Annotated in this window: 17 protein-coding genes; all 17 read left to right on the top strand. The window is 69.9% G+C overall.

Annotated elements, in window-relative coordinates; genetic code table 11:
* Positions 1 to 3: 3 nt before the first annotated feature.
* The gene (locus OL358_RS15435; RefSeq protein WP_264710941.1) at positions 4 to 1,788 is read left to right on the top strand and encodes a peptidoglycan D,D-transpeptidase FtsI family protein; all 1,785 of its coding nucleotides are present in this window, start codon (positions 4 to 6) and stop codon (positions 1,786 to 1,788) included.
* Between the two features lie 24 nt (positions 1,789 to 1,812).
* A complete protein-coding gene (locus OL358_RS15430; protein WP_264710940.1) occupies positions 1,813 to 3,225 on the top strand; it encodes a UDP-N-acetylmuramoyl-tripeptide--D-alanyl-D-alanine ligase in 1,413 nt (470 codons plus the stop codon).
* Positions 3,222 to 4,334 (top strand): phospho-N-acetylmuramoyl-pentapeptide-transferase, encoded by a 1,113-nt coding sequence (gene mraY / locus OL358_RS15425; protein WP_264710939.1) that lies wholly within the window; start codon positions 3,222 to 3,224, stop codon positions 4,332 to 4,334. The genes OL358_RS15430 and mraY overlap by 4 nt, the downstream gene beginning before the upstream one ends.
* Positions 4,331 to 5,884 carry a UDP-N-acetylmuramoyl-L-alanine--D-glutamate ligase gene (murD, locus tag OL358_RS15420; protein WP_264710938.1) on the top strand — a complete coding sequence of 518 codons (1,554 nt, stop codon included), beginning with the start codon at positions 4,331 to 4,333 and terminating at the stop codon, positions 5,882 to 5,884. Before mraY ends, murD begins: the two co-directional genes overlap by 4 nt.
* A gap of 46 nt (positions 5,885 to 5,930) precedes the next feature.
* Positions 5,931 to 7,103 carry a putative lipid II flippase FtsW gene (gene ftsW / locus OL358_RS15415; protein WP_413631662.1) on the top strand — a complete coding sequence of 391 codons (1,173 nt, stop codon included), beginning with the start codon at positions 5,931 to 5,933 and terminating at the stop codon, positions 7,101 to 7,103.
* A 108-nt stretch (positions 7,104 to 7,211) separates the two neighbouring features.
* Entirely contained in the window at positions 7,212 to 8,306 is a 1,095-nt protein-coding gene (locus OL358_RS15410) for a UDP-N-acetylglucosamine--N-acetylmuramyl-(pentapeptide) pyrophosphoryl-undecaprenol N-acetylglucosamine transferase (RefSeq protein WP_264710936.1), read from the top strand.
* A 66-nt stretch (positions 8,307 to 8,372) separates the two neighbouring features.
* Positions 8,373 to 9,788, top strand: coding sequence for a UDP-N-acetylmuramate--L-alanine ligase (gene murC, locus OL358_RS15405; protein ID WP_264710935.1), 1,416 nt, complete (start codon positions 8,373 to 8,375; stop codon positions 9,786 to 9,788).
* 6 nt (positions 9,789 to 9,794) lie between these two features.
* On the top strand, positions 9,795 to 10,784 hold the full coding sequence (locus tag OL358_RS15400) for an FtsQ-type POTRA domain-containing protein (protein WP_264710934.1): 990 nt from the start codon (positions 9,795 to 9,797) through the stop codon (positions 10,782 to 10,784).
* Positions 10,785 to 10,953: 169 nt separating this feature from the next.
* A complete protein-coding gene (ftsZ, locus tag OL358_RS15395) occupies positions 10,954 to 12,102 on the top strand; it encodes a cell division protein FtsZ (RefSeq protein ID WP_264710933.1) in 1,149 nt (382 codons plus the stop codon).
* Between the two features lie 32 nt (positions 12,103 to 12,134).
* The gene (locus OL358_RS15390; RefSeq protein ID WP_264710932.1) at positions 12,135 to 12,842 is read left to right on the top strand and encodes a YggS family pyridoxal phosphate-dependent enzyme; all 708 of its coding nucleotides are present in this window, start codon (positions 12,135 to 12,137) and stop codon (positions 12,840 to 12,842) included.
* A gap of 32 nt (positions 12,843 to 12,874) precedes the next feature.
* A complete protein-coding gene (locus tag OL358_RS15385; protein ID WP_264711035.1) occupies positions 12,875 to 13,336 on the top strand; it encodes a cell division protein SepF in 462 nt (153 codons plus the stop codon).
* Between the two features lie 9 nt (positions 13,337 to 13,345).
* Positions 13,346 to 13,645 (top strand): YggT family protein, encoded by a 300-nt coding sequence (locus tag OL358_RS15380; protein ID WP_264710931.1) that lies wholly within the window; start codon positions 13,346 to 13,348, stop codon positions 13,643 to 13,645.
* A gap of 135 nt (positions 13,646 to 13,780) precedes the next feature.
* Positions 13,781 to 14,389 carry a DivIVA domain-containing protein gene (locus tag OL358_RS15375; RefSeq protein WP_264710930.1) on the top strand — a complete coding sequence of 203 codons (609 nt, stop codon included), beginning with the start codon at positions 13,781 to 13,783 and terminating at the stop codon, positions 14,387 to 14,389.
* Positions 14,390 to 14,398: 9 nt separating this feature from the next.
* Positions 14,399 to 15,016 carry a signal peptidase II gene (lspA, locus tag OL358_RS15370; RefSeq protein ID WP_264710929.1) on the top strand — a complete coding sequence of 206 codons (618 nt, stop codon included), beginning with the start codon at positions 14,399 to 14,401 and terminating at the stop codon, positions 15,014 to 15,016.
* A gap of 1 nt (position 15,017) precedes the next feature.
* Complete coding sequence (locus tag OL358_RS15365) at positions 15,018 to 15,938, top strand: RluA family pseudouridine synthase (RefSeq protein WP_264710928.1); 921 nt, start codon at positions 15,018 to 15,020, stop codon at positions 15,936 to 15,938.
* A gap of 40 nt (positions 15,939 to 15,978) precedes the next feature.
* Complete coding sequence (locus OL358_RS15360; RefSeq protein ID WP_264710927.1) at positions 15,979 to 16,437, top strand: hypothetical protein; 459 nt, start codon at positions 15,979 to 15,981, stop codon at positions 16,435 to 16,437.
* Position 16,438: 1 nt separating this feature from the next.
* Positions 16,439 to 17,008, top strand: coding sequence for a GNAT family N-acetyltransferase (locus OL358_RS15355; protein ID WP_264710926.1), 570 nt, complete (start codon positions 16,439 to 16,441; stop codon positions 17,006 to 17,008).
* Positions 17,009 to 17,078: the final 70 nt, after the last annotated feature.

Here is a 17,078-nt window from a genome sequence, read left to right as displayed (position 1 = left end):
GACATGACGACCCGCAGCACCCGCAGCCCTCGTCGCCGCACCGTCGTCGCCCTCGCCGTCGTCCTGGCGGTCCTCGGCGCGTTCATCGTGCGCCTGGTCGACATCCAGGTCGTCAACGCCGACGATCACGTCGCCGACTCCCTCGAGGTCGCCCTCAAGGGTGGACAGGTCCTGCACGGCACGCGGGGGTCGATCGTCGACGCGTCCGGGCAGACTCTCGCGGGCAGCATCCTGGAGTACGACTGCCAGCTCAGCCCGCTGCTGATCTCGCAGATCGACGCCGAGATCGCCGCTGACAAGTCCGACGCCGACCCGTGGGTGGACGTCTCGGCCGACATCGCCGAGATCACCGGTCAGACGGCCGACGAAGTGCGCGCGATCGTGGCCGACACGCTCGCTGAGAATCCGACGTCGGAATACGCCCTGCTGCGCAACGGCGTGAGCACCGAGCAGTACCGCGCGCTGATGGACCTGGGAACCCCGTACACCGCGTGCGTCCAGCACCCCGCTCGGGCGTACCCCGACGGCGCCGTGGCCGGCAACCTGGTCGGCTTCATCGGCACCGACGGCGACGCACTCGAAGGTCTCGAGCGGTCCTACGACGACTGCCTGCAGGCGACCGACGGCGCTCTCGTCTACCAGCGGGGCAAGGACGGCGTCATCATTCCAGGGACGCGGCGCGAGCAGCCGGCCGTCGACGGCGGCACGCTGGAGCTGACGATCAACCGCGATCTGCAGTGGTACCTGCAGCAGCTCATCGGCGAGGAGGTCGTCGAGCGGCGCGCGGAGGCCGGCTCGATCTTCGTCGTCGAGGTGAACACGGGCAAGATCAGGGCCGCCGCCGAGTATCCGACCATCGACCCCAACGATCCCACGGCGCTCGACGGCGTGCGCGGCAGCAGGATCTTCGAGGGCACCTTCGAGCCCGGCTCGACGTTCAAGGGCCTGACGGCCGCCACCGTGATCGACGCGGGCGGCCAGAACCCCAACTCCACCGTCGTGGCCTCCGGCTACGAGCTCTTCGCCAACGGCGCCTTCGCCCGCGATTCGTTCCAGCATCCGGCCTTCACGTACACGCTCACGGGCGTCCTCGTGGACTCGTCGAACGCCGGCATCTCGAAGTTCAGCGAGCGGGTGTCGCCGCAGGTCCGCTACGACTACTTCAAGAAGTTCGGGATCGGGTCGGGAAGCGACGTCCACTTCAGCGGTGAGGAGACAGGCCTGCTGCGCCCGATCGAGGACTGGGGCGCCCAGACCACGTACAACACCGCATTCGGACAGGGTCTGACCACGACGGTCCCCGAGCTGGCGGGTGCGTACGCGGCGATCGCCAACGGCGGGATCAAGGTGCCGCTCTCGCTCGTCGAGTCCTGCACGAAGGCCGACGGCACCGTCGTCGAGCCCGAGGAGCCCGAGCCCACGCGTGTGCTCAAGGAGAGCACATCCGTCCAGATGCGGAAGATGCTCGAGAACGTCTTCCTGCAGTCGACATTCGCGCCGATGGTGCAGATTCCCGGATACCGCATCGCAGGGAAGACCGGAACCGGTGAGAAGCCCGACCTCGTCAACGGCGGCTACAAGCGCGGGGTGTACTTCACCACGATGCTCGGCTTCGCTCCCGCGGACGACCCGCAGTACCTGGTCATCGTGACGCTCGACGAGCCCAAAACGGTAACATCGTCTGCGGCCAACGGGCCCACGTTCCAGCAGGCGATGACCCAGGTCCTCAAGACCTATCGCGTCATGCCCGCGACGTCGGCACCGGAGCTGTTGCCCAAGTTCGGGTGACCTCTCGATCCGGCCGGAGAACACATGATCGCCCTCACCATCGCCCAGCTCACCCATGCCGTTCGAGGCGACGCGGTGCTCGCAGGCGGCGCCACGGCCGACACCGTCGTCTCGGGCGCGGTCGACACGGACTCCCGTCTGATCCAGCCGGGCGGCATCTTCGTCGCGAAGCCCGGTGAGGAGACGGACGGGCATCGCTTCGTCGACGCCGCCGTGGCCAACGGCGCCGTGGTCGCCATCGTGGAGCGGATCGTCGACTCCGCGGTGACCCAGATCGTCGTGCCGAGCGCAGTCGATGCTCTCGCCGACCTCGCCCGCCACGTCGTCGCCGCCGTGCGCGACAGGGGAGCGCTGCGCATCGTGGGCATCACCGGCTCCAACGGCAAGACCACCACGAAGAACCTTCTCGCCCGCATCCTCGAGGACGAGGGCGAGACCGTGTCGCCGAAGGCGTCCTTCAACAACGAGGTCGGCGCGCCGCTCACGATGCTGCGCGTCACCGACGGCACGCGATTCCTCGTGAGCGAGTTCGGAGCGAGCGCCCCGGGCGAGATCGCCCGTCTCGCCGGGCTCGTCGAGCCCGACCTCGGCATCGTCCTCATGGTGGGCATGGCGCACGCGGGGGGCTTCGGCGGGATCGAGGCGACGTTCGCCGCGAAGTCCGAACTCGTGCGGGCGCTGCGCCCGGGCGGGCTCGCCGTGCTCAACGCCGACGACGCCCGCGTGGCGGCGATGGCCCCCATCGCGGCTGAGCAGGGCGTCTCGGTGCGCTGGTTCGGTCGTGGCCAGGGAGCGCAGGTGCGTGCGGACGACGTCGTGGTGGAGGCATCCGGAACCTCGTGCGTCGTGACGGCGGACGGCGAATCCCTGCCGCTCCGGCTTCGCGTGCTCGGCGAGCACCACGTCATGAACGCCCTCGCCGCCATCGCCGCGGCCACCGCACTCGGGGTGTCCCTCGCCGCATGCATCACGCGGCTCGAGACGGTCGAGCTGGCCGAGCGCTGGCGCATGCAGCCGATGGGCTCGGAGCGCGTGCGCATCATCAACGACGCCTACAACGCGAGTCCCGACTCGATGGCCGCCGCGCTGCGCACTCTCGCGCAGATCACCGGTCCCGAAGAGCGCACCGTCGCCGTGCTCGGTGCGATGAGCGAGCTCGGCGAGCACGCCGAGGAGGAGCACGACCGGGTCGGACTCCTGGCTGTGCGGCTGGGGATCAAGCGGATCGTCGTCGTCGGGTCCGACGCCCGGCGCATGTATCTCGAGGCCGTCGCCCAGGGATCGTGGGACGCGGAAGCCGTGTTCTTCGCCACCGACGACGAGGCATACGACTACCTCCTCACCGAGCTGCGCGACGGCGACCGCGTGCTGGTGAAGTCCTCGAACTCGGCGCGTCTGCGGTTCCTCGGCGATCGTCTGGGAGAATCGTTCTCGTGAGATCCCTCCTGACCGCGGCCGCGATCTCGCTGGCGTTCACGCTCTTCCTCACCCCGATCTTCCTGCGGCTCTTCCGGAAGTGGGGCTGGGGACAGGTGATCCGCACCCCCGAGAACGTCCACAATCCCAGCCACGGCGCAAAGCGCGGAACCCCGACGATGGGCGGCACGATCTTCATCGCCGGCACGCTGGTCGGCTACTTCGTCGGCGCGTTCACCGGCAACAACCCGCCGACCATCTCGGGTCTCCTGGTTCTGTGGATGATGGTCGGCTTCGGCGTGATCGGCTTCATCGACGACTACATGAAGGTGCGCAGTCAGCGCAGCCTCGGCCTCAGCGGCTGGCGCAAGATCGTCGGACAGATCCTCGTCGTGGTGCCGTTCGCGATCGTCGCGCTCAACTTCCCCAACACGTGGGGCGAGACACCCGCGTCGCCGTACGTATCGGTGTTCCGCGACCTGCCGGTGCTGTCGTTCATGGCGCTCGGTCCGATCCTGGGCTGGCTGCTCTACCTGGCCTGGACGTCCTTCATCGGGGTCGCCTACTCCAACGGCGTGAACCTCACCGACGGGCTCGACGGCCTCGCCGCGGGTGCCGGAATCTTCGTCACGGGCGCGTACAGTCTCATCGCCTTCTGGCAGTTCAACCAGGCGTGCTGGGGTGGCGAGGGTCTCTCGCCGGGCGCGCTGTCGGCGTGCTATCCCACGCCCAATCCGTTCGATCTCGCGATCGTCTCGGCGTCGGTCGTGGGCGCGCTCGTCGGCTTCCTGTGGTGGCAGGCGCCCAAGGCCGAGATCTTCATGGGCGATGTCGGGTCGATGGCCATCGGCGGTGTCATCGCGGCGATGGCGATCCTCACCCGCACCGAACTGCTCTCGGTGCTGGTCGCCGGAGTGTTCATCATCGGCCCCGGCTCGGTGATCCTGCAGCGCCTCTACTTCAAGGCGACCCGCGGCAAGCGACTCTTCCTCATGAGTCCCTTCCACCATCATCTCGAGATGCGTGGCTGGCCCGAGGTGAAGATCACCGTGCGGATGTGGATCATCGCCGGACTGCTCGCGGTGTCGGGGATCGGGTTCTTCTACGTCGAGTGGCTCTCCCAGACATGACCTCGGATCGCCTGAACACCCTCACCAGCTGGCACGCGGACTGGAAGGGCCTGCGGGTCGCGGTGCTCGGCCTGTCGGTGACCGGATTCTCGGTCGCCGACACCCTCGCGGAGCTCGGTGCCGACGTGCTCGTCGTCACCGAACGCGCCGATGAGGAGTACGCGCGCCTGCTCCCCGTGATCGGGGTGCGCCTGTGGACCGGCCCGCTCGAGACGGTGCCCGCGGATCTCGCTGACTTCGCCCCTGACGTCGTCGTGGCCTCTCCGGGGTTCTCGCCGCGGCATCCGCTCATCGAATGGGCGCGCGAATCGGGCATCGCCCTGTGGGGGGACGTGGAGCTCGCGTGGCGCGTGCGGGACAAGGTCGTGCGCGCCGACGGCACTCCTGCCGAGTGGATCCTCATCACCGGGACGAACGGCAAGACCACGACCACCCGGCTCACCGCGACGATGCTCGTCACGGGCGGCCTGCGCGCTGCGCCGGTCGGCAACATCGGAACCCCGGTGCTGGACGCTGTCCGCGATCCCGCAGGCTTCGACGCGCTCGTCGTCGAGCTGTCCAGCCACCAGCTGTGGTACCTCGGGCTGCAGGATTCGCCCGAGCCGGTCTCGCCGCACGCGGCAGTGTGCCTGAACCTCGCCGACGACCACCTCGAGTGGCACGGCTCGGCTGAGGCGTATCGCCAGGCCAAGGCCCACGTGTACGACAACACGCGCGTCGCGTGCGTGTACAACAAAGCGGATGCCGCGACCCGGGCGATGGTCGAGGATGCCGACGTCGTCGAGGGCGCACGGGCGATCGGCTTCGATCTCGGTGTTCCCGGTCCGAGCGACGTCGGGGTGGTGGACGGCATCCTCGTCGACCGTGCGTTCCTCGACGATCGCCGCACGAGCGCGCTCGAGCTCACGACCGTCGCCGAACTGGCCGAACTCGGACTCGCGGCGCCGCACATGGCCGCCAACGTCCTCGCCGCAGCGGCGCTCGCACGCTCGCTCGACGTCTCGCCGGGGAACGTGCGCGAGGCCCTGCGCGGCTTCCGGCTCGACCCGCACCGCATCGAGCTCGTCGCACGGCACGAGGGCGTCGCGTGGGTCGACGACTCGAAGGCGACGAACCCTCACGCCGCCGCGTCGTCACTCGCCGCGTACCCGGGTGCGGTATGGATCGTCGGAGGCCTCCTCAAGGGCGTCGACATCTCCGAGCTCATCGCCGGGCGCGGCGCGCAGGCGAAAGCGGCGATCGTCATCGGGGTCGAGCGCGAAGCGGTGGTGACGGCGTTCTCGCGACACGCGCCGGGGGTGCCCCTGTTCGAGGTGGAGGCGACCGAGACTGAAGACGTCATGGCGCGCGTCGTCGAACTGGCGGCTGGGATCGCGCGTGACGGGGACGTCGTTCTGCTCGCCCCCGCCGCGGCATCCTTCGATCAGTTCGCTTCCTACGCCGACCGGGGTCGCCGATTCGCGACCGCAGTGAGGGAACGCATCGAGACGGGGGCCGCAGGTGAGCACGACGCAGCCGCGGACCCGACCGGCCCCGCAGACCCCGCCTGATCCGCCTGCTCGCCGTGGTCTCGCCGCGCGGGTGACACTCGGGCGCGTGTTCGCGCCGGTGCCGAGCGAGTTCCTGCTGATCGCGTCGATGGCGCTGCTGCTGACGGTGTTCGGCCTGGTCATGGTGCTCTCGGCGACGTCGGCGACGGCGACGGCGCGGGGCGAGGCGCCGTGGGAGATCGTGCTGAAGCAGGGATTGTTCGCCGTGGTCGGCATCCCGCTGATGTTCGTCGCGAGCCGCCTGCCGGTGCCGTTCCTGAAGAAGATGGCGTGGCCGGCGCTGATCTTCGCCATCGTGTTCCAGCTGCTGGTGTTCACCCCGCTCGGTCACGGTGCCGACGGCAACCGCAACTGGATCATCATCGCCGGATTCCAGGCGCAGCCGTCGGAGTTCCTCAAGCTCGCGCTCGCACTGTGGGTCGCCCTTGTGCTCTTCCGCAAGCAGAACCACCTGCGCAAGTGGCAGCACGTGTTCATCCCGCTGGTGCCGGTGGCGGGACTGGCGATCGCGACCGTCCTCGCGGGCGACGACCTCGGCACGGCGATGATCCTCGTGCTGATCGTGCTGGGTGCGCTGTTCTTCTCGGGCGTCCCGCTGCGCATCTTCATCCTCCCGGCGATCGCGGCGGCCGGGGCGGTCGCGTTCCTCGCGATCACGAGTCCCGACCGCATGCGCCGGTTCATGAGCTTCCTCAACCCCAACTGCCTCGACGACTACTTCAACGACTGCTATCAGCCGCTGCACGGCATCTGGGGCCTCGCGAGCGGCGGCGTCTTCGGGCTGGGACTCGGCAACTCGCGCGAGAAGTACGACTGGCTCCCCGCGGCAGCGAACGACTACATCTTCGCGATCGTCGGCGAAGAGCTCGGACTCATCGGCTGCGGCGTCGTGCTCGCGCTGTTCGCCCTGTTCGCGGTGGGCGCCTTCCACATCATCCGCAAGACCGACGACCCGTTCGTGCGCATCGCCGCCGGCGGCATCACCGTCTGGATCGTCGGACAGGCGCTGATCAACGTGGGCGTCGTGCTGCGGGTCTTCCCGGTTCTGGGCGTGCCGCTCCCGTTCATGTCGCAGGGAGGCACGTCGCTGCTGTCGGTGCTGGTCGCGTCGGGCGTGCTGCTCGCCTTCGCGCGCACGCTGCCGGATGCTGTCGCCCGCCGCCAGGCGGCGATCGACCTCGCCGCGGCACGGCGCATGGCGGCATCCGGCGTCCGCTGACCCGGCTGCGATTCCCCGGAGATCGCCGCTTCCCAGGATGCGGCGGAAGCGGGGCGCCCGGAGAACCGGCGATCTCCGGGCCAGCGGCGCGCCGGATAGGCTCGGTGGGTGACGACGTACCTTCTCGCCGGCGGTGGCACCGCCGGGCACGTCAACCCGCTGCTCGCCGTGGCCGATGCGCTGCGCGAGCGCGAGCCGGATGCCGAGATCCTCGTCCTCGGAACGCGCGAGGGTCTCGAGGCCCGGCTCGTGCCGGAACGCGGGTACGAGCTGCTGTTCGTCGACAAAGTGCCGTTCCCTCGCCGTCCCGATCGCGCTGCGGCATCCTTCCCGATGCGGTTCCCGCGGGCGGTGGCACAGGTGCGCGAGCACGTGAGGACGCGCGGGGTGGACGTGGTCATCGGGTTCGGCGGCTATGCCTCCGCGCCCGCCTATGTCGCCGCGCGGCGCGCGCGGGTGCCGTTCGTGGTGCACGAGGCCAACGCGCGCCCCGGCATGGCGAACGTCCTCGGCGCGCGCACGGCGGCCAAGGTCGGCGTCGCCTTCGAGGGCACCCCGCTCAAGCGCTCCTTCGTCGTCGGGATGCCGCTGCGACGCGAGATCGTCGACCTGGACCGTGGCACGCTGCGCCCTGTCGCCGCCGCGCACTTCGGACTCGACGCCGCGCGTCCGGTGCTCCTCGTGTTCGGCGGCTCGCTCGGCGCGCAGCGTCTGAACGAGGCGTTCGGCGAGGGCCACGGCGAGGCGTGGCGTGACGTCGTCGCGGCGGGATGGCAGCTGCTCCATGTGACGGGGGAGCGGTCCGACCTCTCGGACCCCGAAGCGCCCGGATACGCGGTCCGCCGCTATGTCGATCGAATGGATCTCGCGTTCGCCCTGGCCGATCTGATCGTCTCGCGGGCCGGGGCGGCGACCGTCAGCGAGATCAGTGCGCTCGGCATCCCGGCGGTCTATGTGCCGTATGCCGTGGGCAACGGGGAGCAGGCGCTCAACGCGTCGTCGGCGATCCGTGCCGGCGCGGCGATCCTCATCCCCGATGCCGAGCTGACCGGCGACCGGGTCCGCGCCGAGATCGTGCCGCTGCTGGCCGACGAGGGGCGGCGCGCGCAGATGGTGGAGGCGGCGGCATCCGTCGGCACCCGCACCGGCACCGAGAACGTGGTCGCCCTCATCGACCAGGCGCTGGACCTCCCGGGGCGCTGACGCCGGCCCGCGTACCCAGCGCGCCGGGGCCGTGCGGGGCGCGAGCCAACTTAGGATTGACGGGTCATGATCAGACCCGACCTCTCCCTTCCCATCCCCGAGAACATCGAGGCCGCGCACTTCATCGGCATCGGCGGATCGGGCATGTCCGGACTCGCTCGCATGTTCCTCGCGCGCGGCATCCGCGTATCGGGCTCGGACCGCGCTGACAGTCGAGCGCTGCGCGAGCTCGCCGAGCTCGGCGCCACCGTTCACGTCGGGCATGACGCCGCGAATCTGGGCGACGACGTCGACACGGTCGTCCACACGGGTGCGATCTGGCCGGAGAACCCGGAGTTCCTGCTCGCGAGGGAGCGCGGTCTCCACGTCATCCACCGCTCGCAGGCGCTCCACTGGCTCATCGGCGGGCGCCGCCTCGTGTCGGTGGCCGGCGCGCACGGCAAGACGACGTCGACGGGCATGATCGTCACCGCTCTGCGCGCGCTCAATGCGGATCCCACGTTCGTCAACGGCGGGGTGATCGCGCAGCTCGGCGTCTCGAGCGGCACCGGCTCGGACGACCTCTTCGTCATCGAAGCCGACGAGTCCGACGGCACGTTCCTGCTCTACGACACCTCGGTCGCGCTCATCACGAACGTGGATCCGGACCACCTCGACCACTGGGGCTCGAGCGAAGCTTTCTATGAGGCGTTCGCCCGTTTCGGAGACGGCGCTCGCGAGGCCGTCGTGATCTCCTCCGACGACGCCGGTGCACGCCTCGTGACCGCACGGCTCACCCACTCGCGGGTCGTCACGTTCGGCGAGTCCGCCGATGCGACGGTGCGCGTGCGCGACATCCGCACCGACGGTCCCGTCGCGTTCACGCTCGACCACGAAGGCGAGACGGCGTCCGGACGGCTGCCGGTGCCCGGCGCTCACAACGCCGTCAACGCCGCGGGAGCCGTCGCGGTGCTGCTCACGCTCGGGTTCGCTCTCGAGCCCGCGGTGCGCGCGGTCGAGGAGTTCGCCGGCACGGTCCGGCGGTTCGAGCTCCACGGGTCCCGCCGGGGCGTCAGCGTGTACGACGACTACGCGCATCACCCGACCGAGGTCGAGGCGGCGCTCATCGCGGCCCGGACGGTCGTCGGCGACGGACGCATCATCGCGATCCAGCAGCCGCACACGTACTCGCGCACCCAGGAGATGTATCGCGAGTTCGCCCAGGTGCTCGAGGACCACGCCGACCACACGGTCATGCTCGACGTCTACGGCGCCCGCGAGGACCCGGTGCCCGGAGTGACGGGAGAACTCGTGAGCGACGCGTTCGCCGACCCCGCGCACGTGCACTACGTGCCGGAGTGGCAGGAGGCCGCGGAGTACACCGCGTCCGTCGCGCGCGACGGCGACTTCGTCATCACGCTGGGCTGCGGGAACGTGAACCTCATCATTCCGCAGGTCCTCGAAGCGCTCGACGCCATCGGGCCCGCGGACGAGGGGGAGTAGGAGCGGATGCGCCGGCCCTCGCCGCTGCCGCCGCCCGTGCGTGGCGAGGCGAAGCCCAGTGCCCCGGTGCACTCGGCCGAGCCGGTGAGCTCGGCCGCCGACGTCCTCGACGAGGATCTCGGCACGGCGCCGGTGATCCCGCTCACCGGCCCCTCGTCGCCGTCGGGCGCCGAGGCGTCGCCGGTAGCGACGCGTCCGGATGCTGCGCCCCGTCCCGCGCCGGACGCCGAGTCGATCGGCTGGAGCGAAGTCTGGCGTGCGGCGCGTGCACGCCGGAAGGCCCTCCGCGCCGAGGTCCGCCGCTTCACCACCCGCCAGCGCCGTCGGCGGGCCGTGTGGATCGGGTCGGTCGCCGCGGTCGTCGTGCTGGCACTCGGTACGCTCGGCGCGGCGTACAGCCCGCTCTTCGCCGTCGAGACGATCACGGTGGTCGGCGCCGAGCAGCTCGACGACGCACAGGTGGTGGCGGCACTGGACGCTCAGCTCGGGACGCCGATCCCGCTGGTCGACGAGAGCGCCGTGAAGGCGGCGCTCATCGCGTTCCCGCTCGTCGAGTCGTACACGCTCGAAGCGCGGCCGCCGCACGAGCTGGTCGTGCGGATCGTGGAGCGCACCCCGATCGGGGTCATCGAGACGCGGGCCGGAGCGACCGTCGTCGATGCGGCCGGGGTGGCGCTCTCCACGGCGGCCGAGGCGCCTGCGGGGCTTCCCGTGCTCGAGATCGACGGCGGCGTGGGATCGGATGCCTTCCTCGCTGCCGGCCAGGTCATGCATTCGCTGCCCGACGACATCCGCGCACAGGTCACCCGCGTCGCCGCGAGTACGCCGGACGATGTCACGCTCACGCTCGGGGCCACCCGCACCGCCGTCGTGTGGGGCAGCGCGGAGAGGTCCGCCGACAAGGCCGCGGTGCTGGCGAAGATCATGACGGCGCGTCCTCCCGCATCGGTGCGGCAGTACGACGTGTCCTCTCCCAACGCCGTCGTCGTCCGCTGACGCCCTCGGAGGACGGATCTGCGACGGGATGTCGCGACACGCCCGCACGGCTCCGCGCCGCGCCGCGGCATCCGCTTACTTTCAATGCAGGAATTGCATACTCGGCAATTCTTTATACCTCTACTAGAGGTTGAAGGTTTAGACAGGGTCCAGGGCTACGGAGGCCGGCATGAGCCAGAACCAGAACTACCTCGCCGTCATCAAGGTGGTCGGAGTCGGCGGAGGCGGCGTGAACGCCGTCAACCGGATGATCGAGCTCGGACTGCGCGGCGTCGAGTTCATCGCGGTGAACACCGACGCGCAGGCGCTCCTCATGAGCGACGCCGACGTGAAGCTCGACGTGGGCCGCGAGCTCACGCGCGGGCTCGGCGCCGGGGCCGACCCCGAGGTGGGTCGCCGCGCCGCCGAGGACCATGCCGAAGAGATCGAGGAAGCCCTGCGGGGCGCCGACATGGTCTTCGTCACCGCCGGAGAGGGGGGCGGCACGGGCACGGGCGGCGCGCCTGTCGTCGCGAAGATCGCCAAGTCCATCGGCGCCCTCACGATCGGTGTCGTGACCAAGCCGTTCTCGTTCGAGGGTCGCCGTCGTCAGCAGCAGGCCGAGACGGGCGTCGCGAAGCTGAAGGAAGAAGTCGACACCCTCATCGTCGTGCCGAACGACCGACTCCTCGAGATCAGCGACCGCGGCATCTCGATGATCGAGGCGTTCGCCACGGCAGACCAGGTGCTCCTCGCCGGTGTGCAGGGAATCACCGACCTCATCACGACGCCGGGCCTGATCAACCTCGACTTCGCCGACGTCAAGTCGGTGATGCAGGGCGCAGGATCCGCGCTCATGGGCATCGGCTCCGCGCGCGGCGCCGATCGAGCCATCAAGGCGGCCGAGCTCGCCGTCGAGTCGCCTCTGCTCGAGGCGTCGATCGAGGGTGCGCACGGCGTGCTGCTGTCGATCCAGGGCGGCTCGAACCTCGGCATCTTCGAGATCAACGACGCGGCACAGCTCGTGAAAGAGGCTGCGCACCCCGAGGCCAACATCATCTTCGGAACCGTCATCGACGACACGCTCGGCGACGAGGTGCGCGTGACGGTGATCGCGGCCGGATTCGACGGCGGTGAGCCGCAGCAGCGTATCGAGCCGATCACGGCCTCTCGCGTCGTCACGGCGCCGGCGGTGCCCGCGCAGTCCGCCGACGAGGCCGCCAAGGATGCGGACGACCACCAGGCCGAGCCCGTCCCGGTCGGAGCGTCGCTGCCCGAGACGTCGTTCGACTCGGCCTTCGGGGACGACGACCTCGACATCCCCGACTTCCTCAAGTAGAAAGCCCTCGCCGGGCTCAGGAGCGATACGCCGTGCCACCGTCCTCAGAGCCCGCCGAAGCACTTGCTGCCCGGCTCGCCTCCGTCGACGCTCGCATCGCGGAGGCGACGGCGGCGGCCGGGCGCGATCCCTCGGACGTAACGAGGATCGTCGTCACCAAGTTCCACCCCGCCGCGCTCGTCGAGGGGCTGTACGCCCTCGGCGTGCGCGACGTGGGGGAGAACCGGCAGCAGGAGTTCTCGGCGAAGGTCGACGCCGTCGGTCCGCGCGAGGGCCTTCGCTGGCACTTCATCGGACAGGCGCAGACCAACAAGGCCCGCGCGATCCGTTCTGCGGCATCCGTCGTCCATTCGGTCGATCGCGCGCGGCTCGCCGACGCGCTCGAGGCGGCCGGGTCTCCCGACTCGCCGATCCTCGACGTGCTCCTGCAGGTCAATCTCACCGACGACCCCGGCCGAGGCGGCACCACCGGCGACGACCTGGAGTCTCTCGCCGCGCACGTGGCCGGGCTGCCCACGCTGCGCGTTCGCGGGATCATGGCGGTCGCAGCGCTCGATGTGCCGCCCGCCCGCGCGTTCGAGCGTCTCCCAGAACTGTCCGCGACCGTGCGACGGGTGATCCCCGAGGCGTCGTGGATCTCCGCGGGCATGACCGCGGACTTCGCCGAGGCGATCGCCGCCGGCGCGACACACCTACGAATCGGCTCGGCAATCACGGGCCCGCGACCCGAGCGCGGTTAACCTCGGAACAGATGAGCACTACGGAGGATGCGATGTCGAACCCGCTCAAGAAGACCATGGTGTACCTGGGCCTCGCCGACGAGGAAGAGGTCTACGACGAGCCCGCGCCGCAGCCGCGCGCTCGCAAGAGCGACGGCGTCGTCGAGAAGGCGGCTCCGGTGACTCCGATCCACCGCCCGGCCGTGGTGCGCCAGCCTGCCCCGGCGGCGATCAACGAGATCGTCACCGTGCACCCCAAGCAGTACCGCGACGCGCAGGTCATCGCCGAGAACTTCCGTGACGGCATCCCCGTCATCATCAACCTCTCGCAGATGAGCGATGCCGACGCGCGCCGTCTCATCGATTTCGCGAGCGGTCTCTCGCTGGGCCTGTACGGTCGCATCGAGCGTGTCACGAGCAAGGTCTTCCTGCTCTCGCCCGAGAACGTCGCCGTGTCGGGCGACGGGGCCGTCGCACAGGCCGACCCGGAGTCGGTCCCCTTCTCGCAGCCGTAGTCTGGATCCGTGCCCGTCGTTCAGCTCATCGCCTCGATCCTCAATCTGGCGCTCCTCCTCTATGTCTTCGTGCTGCTCGCGCGGCTGATCATCGACTGGATCCCGTTCTTCAACCGCGAATGGCGACCGCGCGGGGCGGGGCTCGTCGCCGCGGAGATCGTCTACACCGTCACCGATCCGCCGATCCGGCTGTTCCGGCGATTCATCCCGCCGTTGCGCGTCGGCGCGATCGCCATCGACTTCGGGTTCGCGCTGACGATGCTGCTGTGCTTCATCCTGCTCAGCGTCACGCGCGCCATCGCGAACTGACGCGCCACGCCCGGACGCACCGAAGTCCTTCAACACTCCCGGCGACCCGCGGCTATGCTGGGCTGATACGACCAGCCGCCGGCGGGTCATCCCCGACATCGGCCAGCGACCTGAGCGCTCGAAAGAGGAATCACCATGGCATTGACCCCCGATGACGTCGTCACCAAGCAGTTCCAGCACGTCCGCTTCAAGGAGGGCTTCGACCCGGATGAGGTCGACGACTTCCTCGACGAGATCGTCGTGGAGTGGCGCAAGGCCATCGCCGAGAACGACGAGCTGAAGGCCAAGCTGGCCGCCTACGAGTCGGGCGCCGCTCCCGCGCAGGCTGCAGAGCCCGTCGCGGCCGCCGAGCCCGCTGCTCCTGAGCCCGTCGCCGCCGCTCCTGCTCCGGCTGTCGTCGCCGACGCCAGCGCTCCGGGCGCGGCGAGCGCCGGCATCATCGAGCTGGCTCAGCGCCTCCACGACGAGCACGTCGCCGAGGGTGTCGCGCAGCGCGACCAGCTCGTGGCCGACGCCAAGGCCCAGGCTGCTTCGATCATCAACGAGGCTGAGACCCGCGGTCGCGAAGAGGTCGCGAAGCTCGACCGCGAGCGCTCGCAGCTCGAGGGTCGCATCGCCGAGCTCCGCAACTTCGAGCGAGACTACCGCGCGCAGCTGCGCAGCTACATCGAGGGCAAGCTGCGCGACCTCGAGACGACGGCAACGACGTCGGGCTCCACGCCCGTGTCGTCCATCGGCCTCTAGGCCGGTCTTTTGACGGACCGACCCCCCCTTCGCAAGGCGGCGGCCGGCACCATCATCGCGCTCCTCGCGGTGCTGGTGCTGGCCGCCGACCAGTTCACGAAGTACCTCGCGCTCGAGAATCTGCCGTACGAGCAGCCGGTTCCCGTGATCGGCGACTTCCTGATCTTCTATCTCGTCCGCAACCCCGGTGCGGCCTTCTCGCTCGGCGAGGAGGTGACGTGGGTCTTCACGATCGCGCTGGCCGCCGTGGCGGTCGTGATCGCGTGGCTCGCGGCGACCCGTGTGCGTTCGCGGCTGTGGGCGGTCGCCCTCGGTCTGCTGCTCGGCGGTGTGCTCGGCAACCTCACCGACCGGGTGCTCCGCGAACCCGGGTTCCCGGTCGGGCACGTCATCGACTTCATCAACACTCCGTGGATGATGCCGGCGATCTACAACGTCGCAGACATCTTCATCGTGTCGATGATGATCGGCGTCGCCCTTCTGGTGCTCGTCGGTCTCGGCCTCGACGGCACGCGTGAGTCCCGAAAGGCGGATGCTGCAGCCGGCGAGCCTGCGGCATCGGACGAGGCGGCGGCATCGGGTGACGACGGCACGGATGCTGCGGCATCCGGTGCGGCGAAGGACTGACGTGGAGTCGCGGAGCCTTCCGGTGCCGGACGGACTCGACGGTGTGCGCGTCGACGCCGCTCTCGCGAAGCTGCTCGGTTTCTCGCGCACGTTCGCGGCCGAGGTGGCCGAGGCGGGCGGGGTGACGTTGGACGGGCGGGTGCTCGCGAAGTCCGACAAGATGCGCGGGGGCGCGTGGCTCGACGTGCAATGGGCGCCGAAAGAGGAGCCTCGGGTCATCCCCGTCGACGTTCCCGATCTCGGCATCGTCTACGACGATGACGAGATCGTCGTGGTCGACAAGCCGACGGGCGTGGCGGCCCACCCGTCCGTGGGCTGGGAGGGGCCGACCGTGCTCGGCGCCCTCGCCGCCGGCGGCTACCGCATCGCGACGACGGGCGCCGCCGAGCGACAGGGCGTGGTGCACCGGCTCGACGTGGGAACCAGCGGGCTCATGGTCGTGGCCAAGACCGAGCGGGCCTACACCGCGCTCAAGCGCGCGTTCAAGGAGCGCGAGGTCGAGAAGATCTACCACGCGGTGGTGCAGGGGCATCCCGATCCGCTGGCGGGAACGATCGACGCGCCGATCGGCCGTCACCCTTCTCACTCGTGGAAGTTCGCCGTCACGCCGGACGGCAAGGACTCCGTGACCCACTACGAGACGCTCGAGGCCTTTCCCCGCGCGTCGCTTCTCGAGATCCACCTCGAGACCGGGCGCACGCACCAGATCCGCGTGCACATGGCCGCGCACCGGCATCCGTGCGTGGGCGATCCCCTCTACGGCGCCGACCCCACTCTCTCGGCCCGTCTCGGGCTCACCCGTCAGTGGCTGCACGCGCACGAGCTGTCGTTCGCGCATCCCGGTTCGGGTGAATGGGTGACCTTCACTTCGGAGTACCCGGCCGATCTCGCCCACGCGCTCGCGGTGCTCCGCGGCGAGTAGCGCGGATGCGCGTGTCGGATGCCGGTGCCAGGCTGTCTGCATGACGACACCTCTGACGTCCACCCTGCGACGGCGACTCGCGCTCGCGAACGAGCTGTACTCCGACCTCGTCGCCGAGCTCCCGGCGTCGTCCCTCGGCGCGCGCCTTCGTGAGCTGCCCTCCGACTCCATCCAGAATCAGCTGCGCTGCGTCGTCGGGGCGCGCGAGAGCTACACGAAGGCGGCGCGCGCGGGATCGTGGCAGGGCTTCGCGTCGTCACTGGATCATGTGCCGACCGGCGATGCCGACGCCGTTCGCGCGGCGGTGCGCAGCAGTCACACCGCCGTCGAGGCGTTCCTGGACGATCTCGATCCCACCGACGACTACGCCGTGGACCAGGCGTTCGCGCTGCTCGAGCACGAGACCCAGCACCACGGCCAGCTCATCCGGTATCTGTACGGGCTCGGGATCCCGCGTCCGGAGTCCTGGCAGCGGCAGTACGCCCTCGACGAGGGCTGACGTGGCGATCGAGGTCGTCCCGGCGTCGACGTACGCCGATGTGAAGACGATGGTCGGTCCGAAGCGCCCTGACGCGAACGTCTGCTGGTGCCTCAGTTACCGCCTGCCGGGCAAGGAGAATCTCGCTCTGCACGGCACGGCGCGCGGCGACCGCGTGCGAGCGCTCATGAAGCAGGGGCCGCCGGGTGTGCTCGCGTACGACGACGGCGAGGTCGTGGGGTGGGCGGCCGTGCATCCGCGTGCGGACACCTCGTTCGCGACGAACCGCAGGATCCCGCACGTCGACGACCTCGACGTGTGGTCGGTGTGGTGCATCCGCGTGCGCCCCGGCCATCGGGGCGAAGGCATCTCTCACGCGCTGCTGGCCGGCGCGATCGAATTCGCCCGCGACGGGGGAGCGCCCGCGATCGAGGGCTACCCCGTCGACAACAGGGGCGAGAAGGTCGACCTCACCATGGCGTACGTCGGCACGCGTGCGCTCTTCCGGGCGGCGGGGTTCCGCAAAGCCGCCGACACCGAATCGGTCCTGAACGGGTTTCCCCGCGTGGTCATGCGCCTCGATCTGGCATGAGCGCGCGATCGACAGGTTCACCCTCAACTCGAAGGTGACGCGACCTCCGGCCGCAATCCCGCGGAGCGGG

The sequence above is a fragment of the Microbacterium sp. SSM24 genome (assembly GCF_025989145.1).
In the GTDB taxonomy this organism is placed as follows: Bacteria; Actinomycetota; Actinomycetes; order Actinomycetales; family Microbacteriaceae; genus Microbacterium.
The sequence above is the reverse complement of the archived record's forward strand: the minus strand, read 5'-3'. Positions and strand labels throughout refer to the sequence as shown.